We start from the raw sequence: 11,682 nt of genomic DNA, 5'->3' as shown, positions 1-11,682 counted from the left end.
GCCCGAGCTGACTAGCTCACCGAGCGCGTAGAAGCCGAAGATAACCGCGAGTCCTCGGTAGGGTCTCATGGTAAGACCTTAGAAAAAGAGGTATAAAATCATAGCCCCTCGAGGAAGGCCTTGACCTCCGAGCGGTCGTTCAAGTTAACCGCCGGAATCCCCCAGACTCTTGCGACGAAGCGCAGTTCCCTCCTGTAATCGCCGGGAACGGCCGAGAGGTGGTTGGCCCCCATGACCTCTATGAACGTCCCCTTGTCGAGGGGGTTCTTCACGGCGGTGTGGGGCCACTGTCTGCCCCAGAGGAGCTTGCTCTCGAGGCTCTCGTCTATTTCAACGCCCTCCCCAAGGAAGTACAGCAGGTAGTGCCTCCCACCCCGCCTGATGAGCCTTGCAAAGGTGAACGTCGCCTTCGGTGTGCGGTAGCCGAGCGCGGCACCGCTCCTCCCCTGGCACTGACCTCTAAGCGTCGTTGCCCTGAGGTTCTCCTCAGGGTTTTCGCTCAGCTTTGCGTAGTAGAGGGAAGCGGCCCCGCAGTTCGCTATGACAACGACGTCGTCGTCCACGTACTTTATATCGCCAAAGAGGGGCGGCTTCCCGCTCAGGAGGAAGAGGAGCGACGAACTTATGGTCCCCTTGACGTCCCCCTCGCACGTCGCTGGGATAACAGGCTTCTCCCCCTCTGCGTCCAGGCTGAATGGCAGGAAAGCGGGAATCAGGCAGGCAGTTGTCCCGTAGATTTCGCTCAGCTCCGGCTGGCACTTGACCGAGACGCCAATCGTTCCGTCCGTTAGGAGGTCCTTAGCCGCTAAATAGAGCCTTATCTGTCTCTTCAAACTCTCGGGCGTCAGCATCTTCCCGTCGAATTCAACTCTGGCCTTCGAGGTCAGCCAGCGGTAGAACTCCTCGACCCTCTCATCGGGGATTTCCCCGGCGTTTTTGACGATTAGGTACTGGTCCAGCATCAGGAAGTCGCCGATTATTCCCTTCAGCCTCGGGAGGTCGTCCATGAGGTGCTCCATTCCGAGGGTGTACGGGGCGCCGAAGAGGAGTATCCTCGACAGGGACAGCTTTTTAACTGCTTCAACGGCCCTTGCCCAGCTGGCGACCCCTTCAAGGTCTCCCTTAATCCTGAAGTGCCTGAGGGCGTATCCGTTGACTGCGCTCTCCCAGAGCGAGGCGCCGACCGATGTTACGCATGTCGAGCCGGCCCAGGCAGGGTCGTCGTCCGCGTAGAGCAGAACCGGAACGTTGGCTTCCCTAACGAAGGCCGTTACGAGGTTGCTCTCCGTCCAGTGCCAGAGTCCGAAGATAACCCCCGAGATGCCCTTTGAGAGTCCTATCCTCGCGGCCCTCAGGCTCTCCTCCATCGAGTCTATCCCGAAGTTGTTTCCATTCTCAAACGACCCGTACTTGCCGAGTTCGGCGTTGATGTCCAGGACCTCAAAGCCCTCCTTCCTCAGAAACTCAACGAGCTGTGAGTGCTTTTCGAGGAGAGCCCTTTCCCTCTCGCCCGACAGAGCCGTCGGTCTGGGGTCGGTGTAGGTGGCAACGCCTATCATGGAACCACCTCAGAATATCGCATCGCCGTCCTCCCTAAAGAGGTGCGCCCTCCTCATGTTTAGGACGAGCCTTATCTCCTTGCCCTCCTCCGCCTTGGATTCCGGCGGAAGCGATGCCGTTAATGAGTGGTCGCCAACGGAAACGTGGACTATCTTCTCGTTGCCCAGGTTCTCCAGTATGTCAACAACGCCCTTTACCGTGTTCTCCTCATCCCTTATCGGTGATATCTCCGCGTCGTAGATGTCCTCTGGCCTGATTCCCAGGGTCAGCGTCTTCCCCACGTAGTCCCTCGCAACCTCGAACTGGTCCGGGAGGAGCTTGAGTTTGAACTCGCCGAAGTCCATTCTGCCGTCTTCGAGAAGGGTTCCCTTCAGGAAGTTCATCGGTGGCGTCCCTATGAAGCCCGCAACGAAGGTGTTCGCCGGGTTGTTGTAGACTTCCTCGGGCGTTCCGACCTGCTGGAGGACGCCGTGGTTTATAACCGCAATCCTGTCGCCCATCGTCATTGCCTCGACCTGGTCGTGGGTGACGTAGATTGTGGTTACCCCGAGCTGTTTCTGAAGCTTCTTAAGCTCGGCGCGCATCTTCACGCGAAGCTTAGCGTCGAGGTTGCTCAGAGGCTCGTCCATTAGGAAGACCTTGGGCTTTCTTATTATCGCCCTGCCCAGAGCGACCCTCTGCCTCTGACCTCCGCTCAGCTCCCTCGGTTTTCTCTTGAGAAGCTCTGTCAGACCGAGCATCTCGGCGACCTCTCTAACCCGCCTGTCTATCTCCTTCTTCGGCACCTTTCTGAGCTTGAGGGGGAAGGCTATGTTGTCGTATACCGTCATGTGCGGGTAAAGTGCATAGCTCTGGAAGACCATGGCGATATCCCTGTCCTTGGGAGGCACGAACACCTCCTTTTCGGGGTCGGCAACGAGCTGGTCGCCGATGTAGATTTGCCCCTTCGTCGGCTCCTCCAGACCCGCTATCATCCTCAGGGTTGTGGTCTTTCCGCAACCGCTCGGGCCGAGCAGAATCATGAACTCCCCGTCCTTGACGTCGAGGGTCATGTCCTTAACGGCGACGACACCATCAAACTCCTTCCACACACCAACGAGCCTAACACCGGCCATACCAAACACCTCAGTCAAGGATTAAACGTATCCTCGTGCTTTCATATTCCTCCAAAACCGCGAACATGCCACCGATTTTTACAATCTTGCCGTTGAGCTTCAAATCGAAGTTGTCGATTCCCTCCTCCAGGACGACGGTGTAGCCGACGACCTTTCCGGAGAGGGTCTCCACCTCGCCCGTCGAGAGGTTCTTCCCAACGACCTCGGCGTAGACTTCGCCCTTGGGAAGGTGCCTCCTTATTAAATCGACCGCGTGGAAGGTCGTGAAGAACCTGACGTCGTGCTTCCTGTTTATGTCCTCGATGAGAAGTTCGGACTCCTGAAAAGCCTCCCTGACGAAGGCGTACTGGGCGAATATTATCTCGGGATACGTTGCCTTGAAGCTCGGAGGGTTTCTGGGTCTGAGGCCGATGTTCTGAATGTCTATGACTTCCTTCCCATCGAACATCCCTATGAAGTGGTTGAGCCTGTGGAAGCGCCGTATGAACAGGTTTCCTTTGCCCTTCAGGCCGTTTAGGGATGTGTTTCCTCCAGTATAGATGGACAGCGTAACTCCCCCCCGAAGGGCCCTCTGGAGGTCTCCGTGTATTTTCTCAAGGAACTTTTCAGGGGCGACGAGTATTATCTCGTACTCGCTTCCCTCAATTGACTCCCTGACCATTTCGATGGCCTCATCTATCTTCGTCGTCCGCCATATCGCAGGTTTCTCGTGCTCCTTCCTCTTGGACTTGGACAGCTCCATTTCAAAGAGCTTTCTGAGGCTGTCTATCTCGCCCTTGAGACGCATAAACGCTATGGCCGGCGGAAAGGCGGCGTAGACCCTCGGCGTTCCCTCCACCTCGGTGACGAAGCCCCTGGCCTTCAGCGACGTGACGGTGTCGTAAACCCTGTTGTACGGTATTCCACTCTCCTCGGAAATTTCTCTGGCCGTGCTCGGTCCGTTCACGAGGAGCGTCCAGTAGGTTAGGACCTCATACTTGGTGAACCCAAGTCGGGTCATCGCGTTCATAATCCTGTCACTCGGTTCCACTGCAATCCCCTCCGCTGTGTTCCGTTGAGGTTTCATAAATAGGTTTGGCCACTTCCCATCACGGTGTATTTACTTTTGGTAAACAATATGTGCGCATCGTATATAAGAATTTCCTTTCGGAGCCGAAATAGCCTGCCCACATTGATTCATCAAAGTCAATTTATGGTTTTCAATCCTCGACTTTTGTCGGAATCCAAAAACTATATATATACTGAAAGTAAACACAATGTGAAAACTACCTGAGGTGCTTCCGATGGGTAGGAAGACACTTAGCATTGCCATGGCTTTGGTTGTTGTGCTCGCCGTTGTGGCGGCGGGCTGTATTACGGGCTCAACGACCTCCACAAGTTCTCCAAGTGCAACAAGCACCGCTTCAACAGCCCCTACTTCTTCTACACAGAAGCAGGTTACCGTCGTAATATACGGCCAGTGGGGTGGGGTTGAGGGACAGAACTTTGAGAGCGCCCTGAAGGTTTACGAGGAAGAACACCCCAACGTCAAGATAAAGTACGTAATCCAGTCAAAGCTCAGAGATGCCGTTCTGACAGAGCTTGCAACAGGTTCGCCGAACTTCGACATAGCCATTCTGCCCTGGCCAGCTCTCATAAAGGAGCTTGGTGAGAAGGGCCAGCTCGAGCCGCTGAACAGCATAGTTAACTACTACAACGGTGAGATTCAGAAGGACCTCCTCAACATGGTCAAGGTCGGGGACACCTACTACGCGGTTCCGATTAAGGCGTGGGCCAAGCCAGGAATCTGGTACAACATCCCAGACTTCAAGAAGTACAACCTGACACCACCAAAGACCCTCGACCAGCTCGAGCAGGACTGTAAGGTGTTTGAGGAGCACGGAATCCAGCCGATGGCGAGCGGAGCGGCAGACAAGTGGCCTCTTACGGACATATTCGAGGCCGTCCTCATAAGAATCGGCGGCCCGCAGCTGCACAACGACCTGATGCTCCACAAGATTAAGTGGACCGATCCGCGCGTTCTCGAGGCCTTCAAGATTCTGCGCGACCTCATCAAGGAAGGTTGCTACGGCAACCCGCAGACGGCCATCGGTGAGAAGTGGGAGGCCCAGGTTCCGAGGCTGGCCAAGGGACAGGTTGCGATGTACTTCATGGGTAACTGGATTGTCCTCATGCTTGAGAAGGAAGGAGCACAGCCGGGTAAGGACTTCGGACTCATTCCGTTCCCGGTCATCAACCAGAGCGCGAAGTTCGCCATAGTTGCCGGTGGAGACTGGGTCGTCATCCCGAAGAACGCACCCCACAAGGAGGCCGCGATGGAGCTTGCCAAGTGGCTCGCCGGCCCGCAGTACCAGGAGATAATGGTCAAGAAGAAGGGCTACCTCGCACCGAACCTCAAGGTCCCGCTCAGCGCCTACGACCCGATGGACGCCAAGGTCGTTGAGTGGATGAAGGAGTACGGCGTGGTTCCTGACTTGGACGACAACGCTCCGCCCGGATTCCAGCCGATAATATGGAACAAGCTCTTCGAGTTCTGGGCCAACCCGGACGACTACAAGCAGATAGCCGAACAGCTTGAGCAGTACGCGGAGCAGTACTACAAGTCGTGAGGTGTCGGAGATGGGCGGAAGGAGGTGGCTGACGAAGGACTTCTTCATCCTGATGACGCCCGCCTTTGTGCTCCTTTTAATTTTTATAATCTACCCCCTCCTCAACACGTTCTACCTGAGCTTTACCCACTGGGACGGAATGACCCAGCCGAAGTTCGTGGGGATATCCAACTACAGGGAGATGTTCCACGACCCCCTCTTCTGGACCTCCGTTAAGAACAACCTCTTCATATTCATAGTCTTCCTCCCCTTGGTTACTCTCGTCGGGCTCGGGTTTGCGGTTCTCCTTCACAACAAGGCCGTCTTCGGTAGGAACGTTCTCCGCGGTCTTGTCATGCTCGGCATGGTAATGCCCATGACCGTTGTCGGCATAGTCTGGATGCTCCTTCTCGACCCCCACGCCGGAATCGTCAACAGGATTCTCGAAATCTTCGGGGTCGCTCCGAGGGCGTGGATACAGGACCCGTCAACGGCAATCTACTTCGTTATACTCGGCTCGCTCTGGGCGTGGCAGGGCTTCACAACGACGGTGTTTCTGGCCGGACTGGAAGGGCTTGACGTCGAAGTCCTCGAGGCGGCGTGGATAGACGGTGCAAACGCCTGGCAGAGGTTCAGATACGTCATACTGCCCCTCCTCAAGCCCGCCCTCATAGTCGTAGTCACGATGAGCGCAATATACATACTCAAGGTGTTCGACCTGATATACGTTCTCTCCGGTGGGGAATCGGTTCCAATGTACCTCTTCGTGCTGGCGTACATGGTTTACTATGAGATATTCTACAACTTCCGCTGGGGCTACGCCGCAGCGATAGCGACACTGCTGACGGTTTCAGTCTTCGTGTTCTCGCTCGGGATGCTGAAGAGGATGATAAGCGAGAGGGGTGTTGAGAGTGGTTAAAGTAAGCACCAGATACAAGGTCACCATAAACCTCGTGGCGTGGACCATTGGGGTAATCCTCTTCATACCCCTCTTGGCCCTCGTCATGGCCTCGATAAGGCCCTTCGCCGAGATAGTGAACGGCTGGTGGAACTTCCACAACGCCCACTTCACGCTGATAAACTACAAACAGGTCTGGGACGCCGGCTTCTGGAGGTACATACTGAACTCCCTCCTCATAGCGACTTTTGCGACTATACTTCCCATACTCATAGCGGGCATGGCGGCCTACGGCTTCACGTCCTTCAGCTTCCCGGTGAAGACGCTCCTCTTCCTGACGCTGGTCGCCATTCAAGTTGTTCCCCAGCAGGCCGTGATAGTGCCCCTCCTCAAGCTCTTCAGGGACCTCCACATGTACAACCAGTACTACGGGATAATCCTCGTTCACTCGACCTTCGCGCTGCCCTGGACGATATTCTTCCTGAGGAACTTCTTCAAGGCGATTCCGAAGGACTACGAGGAGGCCGCGAGGATAGACGGCCTGAGCGACGTCGGGATATACTTCAGGGTGATACTGCCGATAGCACTGCCCGCGATAATAAGCGTCGCCGTCGTCCAGTTTATCTTCGTGTGGCAGGACCTGTTCTTCGCGCTCACCCTCCTGAGGCCGGACAAGTGGCCGGTTTCGGCTGGGGTTACGACGTTCATAAGCCGCTACAACCCCAACTGGGGACAGCTCACAGCCGCTGGCACGCTCTCGATAATAGTGCCCATACTCGTCTACGTCCTCCTGCAGAAGTACTACATGAAGGGCGTAACGGGAGGCATCAAGGGATGAGCAGCGAGTTCCTCCTCGGGGTGAACTACTGGCCGAGAAGGAAGGCCATGTACTGGTGGAAGGATTTCGACGAGAGGGAAGTCCTCGAGGAGTTCACCCAGATTAGAGACCTTGGACTCGGGCTCGTGAGGATATTCCTCCTCTGGGAGGACTTCCAGCCGAAGCCAAACGTCGTCAGCGACTCGGCCCTCTCAAACCTCGGAACGGTCCTCGACACGGCGAAAGAGCTGGGTCTGAAGGTGATTCCAACATTTTTCGTCGGACATATGAGCGGCCTCAACTGGCTTCCCGAGTGGCTGCTCTCGGGAAAGCCCCACGAAAGGTTCCTGACCTTCTCCGGCGGAAAGGTCGTGGATTCCGGGGCAATCAACATCTACGAGAACCCGCTCGCCCTGGAATCAGAGAGGCTCTTCCTCGAGACCGTTGGAAGGGAGTTCTCATCGCACAAAGCCGTTCACAGCTGGGACATCTCCAACGAACTCGACAACGTCTTCATACCGAGAAACCCGGAGGTAGCGTCGCGCTGGCTCTCCTTCGTTTACAGAACCCTGAAGAGCGTTTCGAAAAAGCCAGTAACGTTTGGAATCCATCAGGAGGACATTGAGGGGGACAAGCACTTCCGCGTTCCGGACGTTGCCAGGTGGAACGACTACCTCTGCATGCACGCGTACTCCGTCTACACCGACTTCACGGACCCCCTCGACCCGTACTTCGTCCCGTTCACCTGCGTTCTCACGAGGGAGCTCGGTGGTAAAGAGGTTCTCATGGAGGAGTTCGGGATGCCCACCACCGAGGGGCCGACGAGAAGGATTAAGTCAGCCACAGGAAAAACCGTAATGGAGCACTACCTCATAAACGAGGAGGAAGCCGGTATCTGGCTGGAAAAAACCCTGAGGCTCATAAGGGCCGTGGGGAGCCTTGGAGCGGTTTACTGGAACTTCTCGGACTACCATCCATCGCTGTGGAACAGGCCGCCCTTCGACAGGGCCGTTCACGAGAGGTTCTTCGGGCTGTTCAGGGGGGACGGAAGTCCAAAACCCGCCGCCTCTGTGATGAGGAAGCTTGCGGAGGAGCCGAACGACCCGGCCGAGATAAGGGTAAAGCTTAACGTTCCAGAGGACTACTACTCCAACCCGAAGGAGAACCTGAAGCGCCTTTACCTCCAGTTCAGGGGAGTGGTGGAGCATGATAGTGAGCCTCGGGGAAGTTCTAATCGACATGATAGCGCTTGACGATAAGCCGCTGGCCATGGTGGAGAGGTTTGAGAGGCACCCGGGAGGGGCCCCCGCAAACGTTGCGGTGGGCCTCTCCCGATTGAACGTCGAGAGCGCCCTCGTCAGCAAGGTTGGAAGGGACCCCTTCGGGGATTTCCTCATAGACGCGCTGGAGCGGGAGGGTGTAAAGCCCCTCGTGGCAAGGGACGAAGAGAAGCACACGGGAGTGGTCTTCGTCCAGCTGGTAGGGGCCAAGCCCGAGTTCATACTCTACGACGGCGTCGCGTACTTCAACCTTCGGGAGGAGGACGTCCCCATAGACGTTCTGAAGGAAGCGGAGGCCGTTCACTTTGGGACCGTCACCTTCGCGAGGGAGCCGTCGAGGGAAGCCGTCTTCAAAACGCTGAGGAAGCTGAGGGGAAAAACCGTCCTGAGCTACGACGTGAACATAAGGCTCGACCTGTGGAGGGAAAGGGAGGAGGAAATGCTCGACGATATAAGGGAGGCACTGAAGCTCGCGGACATCGTCAAGCTCGGCTGGGAGGAGTACAGGTATCTGGCGGAGAACGGCATTGCCGTTGAAAGCTTCAGGCCAAAGATTCTCGCAATCACCCTCGGCTCAAAGGGCTCCCTTCTAATCTCGGGCAGAGCCAAAGCCGAAGTTCCCGCGATAAAGGTGAAGGCCGTAGACACGACCGGAGCGGGCGATGCATTCATGGCGGGCCTCCTCGCCGGCATTCACTACGCAAAAGCCTTTGGAGCGAAGGAGTACGAGCCTGAACTCCTCGAAAGGCTTGGCCGCTTCGCCAACCTCGTCGCGGGTCTCTCCGTGACGAGGAGGGGAGCGTGGAGCGTGCCAAGGTTCGAAGAGATAAAAGAATCTCCGGAGTTCCCCTTGTTGAGGAGATGAGAGCGTGTTCCTAAGGAACTGGTCGTTTTCCGGGAGATATGCACCGGAGTGGGGAAGCGGCGGAATCTTCGGGCTGAAGTACAGCAACGGCATCCTGTACTTTACGCTGGCGTTCGAGGCCGAGGCCCACTTCATAGACTTCAAAACGGGGGAGGAGAGAACGTACGACTTCCACCTCCTCGGCTTCCCCCCGAGGAGCGGTGGGGACACGTACAACGCGGTCGAAACTGTGGACGAGTTCATATACTTCGGCGGCTGGGTTCACGCACCCGCCGAGTACCTCGGGGGCAGGGTGAGCTTCAGGAACAAGTACTCCCACATCCACGTATACGATACGGAAGAGGAGAACGTCAAGCTCCTGTGGAGGGATTCCATCCACGATGAAGAAAAGTGGGCCGGGGAAGTCAACGAAATACTCTACGACCCCGTTAACGACGAACTCCTGATAGCGAGGGAGGACGGGCACTCACATCTTGGAATCTACGGAATCAACAGGAAGAGCGGAAGCGCCGAGAGGCTCCTTGAGAAGCCCTCCCCCAAGGGAACCCTCGTCCACGACACCGCGGTGTTTGGAATAGGGAGCAACTTCGAGTGGGGTGTCTCTGAGTTCGGTGTGCTCGACCTCGAGGAAAGGAAGTGGGACTTCATCAAGCCCGGCGGAAGCGTTGACGGCGGTCCGATTAACAGACCGGAGCTTGGCTCCATGGCGTCGGCATACAACAGGGCGTTCGCCTTCGTCAGAGGGGGTCTGTTTGCGGGCAGTCCCTTCATCGGCGAGGGGTTCACCTTCTACAGGCTCTTCGATTTTCCAACGTTCTACGCGCCCTTCAGGGTGAACGCCCTGAACGTTGGCGGCGGCATTCTGACGGCCTACAACTCCTACCACGACGTCTCCTTTGGGGGAAACCGGTGGGGAAGGTTCACCCACACGGTCCCGGGTCCGAGCGTTCTGGTTTATATAACCCCCCCGATGGTCAGAATCGTTGGCGTTTTCGGGGCGAGGGTAACGAGCATCGAGAAAGCTGACGGCAAAATCCTCGTCGCAACGAACAGCGCACCGAACACCGGAGAAACCACGGCAACTCCCTTCGACACTGGGAGACGGGACATAGTCCTCCTGGAGGAGGACTCGCTCCTGAGGGGGTCCCCTCCGGTGGCGTTCTCCCTGCCCCTCGAATCCCTTCGGGGAAACGAGCCGGTCTTCGGAGGCTTTCCCTTGGATGGATACAGAAGCGCAAGGGCCGTGTTTACGCTCAAGGAAGACGCCAACCTGACCGTTTACGAGTACGACCTCTCCCTGCCGCCAAGTTACGCGGAGGCCGAGAGGTTCTCCCTAAGAAGGGGAAGGAACGTAATCGACCTCAGGGGCTTTTCAGGAATCGTCAGCTTCAGGTTAGAAAAAAGGGTTGAAGGAAAGGTGAGGGTGGAGCTGTCTTAGGCCTTTCCAATTATGTTGTTCCAGGAGTAGCTCGAATTGATAAGCTCCTCCACGGTCAGGCTCTTTTCACCCACGACCTCTGGTTCGAGTTCCTCGAGGGTCTTCAGAATTTCCTCCCTCGGAAGTGCCTCCTCATCGAAGACCACAAAGCCGTTCTTTGCAAAGCCGTTGATGAAGACCCTCCACACCCTCTCGTCCTTCTCAAGCTCGTACTGCTTTGCGGAGGCGTTCTCAAAGTTCGCGTTCTTGAACCTAAACTCGAGGCGGGTGAGCCTCTTGTCGGGACTAACGCTCATGTTCACACCTCCTTAACGCCGAAGTAGTCCTCGATGTCAATGTAGGTCTTCCGGTAGAGCTCGCTGTTCTTCATCTTCTCGACGAACTCCTTGGTTCTCCTGTACTTGTCCTTCCAGTAGTCCCAATCGGGATGGAGCTTCTTCCACTCCTCCCAGGTGTAGCTGAACTGGGCCTGAACCTTGTCGCGGTAAAGCTCGGGAATCACGTTGAAGGCACAGAACGGGACGATTCTGCCGTCGGGCATGGCGTAGTGAATTACACAGCGCTCAACCCTCTCGACGTCGTAGTTGTACTCGTCCATGAAGTGCATCATTCCGAGGAAGAGCGCGTTGGTGTGGAACTGACCGAGGGCGTCGTAGTTTCCGTGCATGAAGGCGTTCTTTATGAGGTCGAGAACCTTGAGGCCCTTCGGGGCGTACTTGTCGTCGTAGAAGCTCTTGAACTTGAGGAATATCTCCGCCCCGAGCTTGAGCTTCTGAAGCCTTCCGAGCTTGCCCCACTTCTCAATCTCCTCCGCCTTCTCCTCGAGGAACTCCACGAAGCCCTCAACGTCGAGGAACCTGCTTATTGGAATAACCCTCTTGTGCTCCCTGTCGAGGAATATGTAAGTCGCGGCGCCGCAGCAGTAGTGGCTCGTCATGTAGTAGTGCTTGCCCGTGAAGGCCTCGAAGAAGCGCGCTATATGGCCTGCTATCGGAATCGGATACCAGTCGTTCATCTCTATTGCCCCGTTGGTCTGCTCCTCGATGCGCTTTATCGCGCCGGGAATTGTTATCCTGAACCTCTGGCGCTCCTTCTTTGGAACCCTGCCCGTCATGGAGAGG

Annotated in this window: 10 protein-coding genes and 1 pseudogene; 6 read left to right on the top strand and 5 right to left on the bottom strand. The window is 56.4% G+C overall.

Annotated elements, in window-relative coordinates; genetic code table 11:
• Window positions 1-98 precede the first annotated feature (98 nt).
• The 3 genes from MVK46_RS04185 to MVK46_RS04175 are packed head-to-tail and all read right to left on the bottom strand — an operon-like array spanning window position 99 to window position 3,705.
• Entirely contained in the window at window positions 99-1,559 is a 1,461-nt protein-coding gene (locus MVK46_RS04185) for an L-fucose/L-arabinose isomerase family protein (RefSeq protein ID WP_297535396.1), read from the bottom strand.
• Window positions 1,560-1,568: 9 nt separating this feature from the next.
• Window positions 1,569-2,675: an ABC transporter ATP-binding protein gene (locus MVK46_RS04180; RefSeq protein ID WP_297535395.1), complete on the bottom strand. Its 1,107-nt coding sequence runs from the start codon at window positions 2,673-2,675 to the stop codon at window positions 1,569-1,571.
• 10 nt (window positions 2,676-2,685) lie between these two features.
• Window positions 2,686-3,705 carry a TrmB family transcriptional regulator sugar-binding domain-containing protein gene (locus tag MVK46_RS04175; RefSeq protein WP_297535394.1) on the bottom strand — a complete coding sequence of 340 codons (1,020 nt, stop codon included), beginning with the start codon at window positions 3,703-3,705 and terminating at the stop codon, window positions 2,686-2,688.
• 253 nt (window positions 3,706-3,958) lie between these two features.
• Between MVK46_RS04175 and MVK46_RS04170 the strand changes: the two genes are divergently transcribed.
• From MVK46_RS04170 to MVK46_RS04145, 6 genes are read left to right on the top strand one after another with little or no spacing between them, the layout of a single operon-like run.
• A complete protein-coding gene (locus MVK46_RS04170) occupies window positions 3,959-5,284 on the top strand; it encodes an extracellular solute-binding protein (RefSeq protein WP_297535393.1) in 1,326 nt (441 codons plus the stop codon).
• A 10-nt stretch (window positions 5,285-5,294) separates the two neighbouring features.
• Window positions 5,295-6,182 (top strand): carbohydrate ABC transporter permease, encoded by an 888-nt coding sequence (locus tag MVK46_RS04165; protein ID WP_297535392.1) that lies wholly within the window; start codon window positions 5,295-5,297, stop codon window positions 6,180-6,182.
• Window positions 6,175-6,999, top strand: coding sequence for a carbohydrate ABC transporter permease (locus MVK46_RS04160; RefSeq protein ID WP_297535397.1), 825 nt, complete (start codon window positions 6,175-6,177; stop codon window positions 6,997-6,999). Before MVK46_RS04165 ends, MVK46_RS04160 begins: the two co-directional genes overlap by 8 nt.
• A complete protein-coding gene (locus MVK46_RS04155) occupies window positions 6,996-8,231 on the top strand; it encodes a beta-galactosidase (protein WP_297535391.1) in 1,236 nt (411 codons plus the stop codon). Before MVK46_RS04160 ends, MVK46_RS04155 begins: the two co-directional genes overlap by 4 nt.
• Window positions 8,185-9,123 (top strand): carbohydrate kinase, encoded by a 939-nt coding sequence (locus MVK46_RS04150; RefSeq protein WP_297535390.1) that lies wholly within the window; start codon window positions 8,185-8,187, stop codon window positions 9,121-9,123. The genes MVK46_RS04155 and MVK46_RS04150 overlap by 47 nt, the downstream gene beginning before the upstream one ends.
• Window positions 9,124-9,127: 4 nt before the next feature.
• The gene (locus MVK46_RS04145) at window positions 9,128-10,561 is read left to right on the top strand and encodes a DUF2139 domain-containing protein (RefSeq protein WP_297535389.1); all 1,434 of its coding nucleotides are present in this window, start codon (window positions 9,128-9,130) and stop codon (window positions 10,559-10,561) included.
• Here the strand turns inward: MVK46_RS04145 and MVK46_RS04140 are convergent.
• Both MVK46_RS04140 and MVK46_RS04135 read right to left on the bottom strand, forming a co-directional pair.
• Complete coding sequence (locus tag MVK46_RS04140; protein WP_297535388.1) at window positions 10,558-10,857, bottom strand: DUF3213 domain-containing protein; 300 nt, start codon at window positions 10,855-10,857, stop codon at window positions 10,558-10,560. The two genes, MVK46_RS04145 and MVK46_RS04140, sit on opposite strands and share 4 nt — an antisense overlap.
• A gap of 2 nt (window positions 10,858-10,859) precedes the next feature.
• Window positions 10,860-11,682 (bottom strand): annotated as a pseudogene (locus tag MVK46_RS04135) (radical SAM protein); the annotation flags it as partial.

This window comes from Thermococcus sp. (assembly GCF_027066465.1).
Classification (GTDB): Archaea; Methanobacteriota_B; Thermococci; order Thermococcales; family Thermococcaceae; genus Thermococcus.
This window is presented reverse-complemented; position numbering and strand designations above follow the sequence as displayed.

Coding starts and splice junctions, on each gene's coding strand:
- MVK46_RS04185 (WP_297535396.1), bottom strand. CDS start 1,559: ATGATAGGCGTTGCCACCTACACCGACCCCAGACCGACGGCTCTGTCG.
- MVK46_RS04180 (WP_297535395.1), bottom strand. CDS start 2,675: ATGGCCGGTGTTAGGCTCGTTGGTGTGTGGAAGGAGTTTGATGGTGTC.
- MVK46_RS04170 (WP_297535393.1), top strand. CDS start 3,959: ATGGGTAGGAAGACACTTAGCATTGCCATGGCTTTGGTTGTTGTGCTC.
- MVK46_RS04165 (WP_297535392.1), top strand. CDS start 5,295: ATGGGCGGAAGGAGGTGGCTGACGAAGGACTTCTTCATCCTGATGACG.
- MVK46_RS04155 (WP_297535391.1), top strand. CDS start 6,996: ATGAGCAGCGAGTTCCTCCTCGGGGTGAACTACTGGCCGAGAAGGAAG.
- MVK46_RS04150 (WP_297535390.1), top strand. CDS start 8,185: ATGATAGTGAGCCTCGGGGAAGTTCTAATCGACATGATAGCGCTTGAC.
- MVK46_RS04140 (WP_297535388.1), bottom strand. CDS start 10,857: ATGAGCGTTAGTCCCGACAAGAGGCTCACCCGCCTCGAGTTTAGGTTC.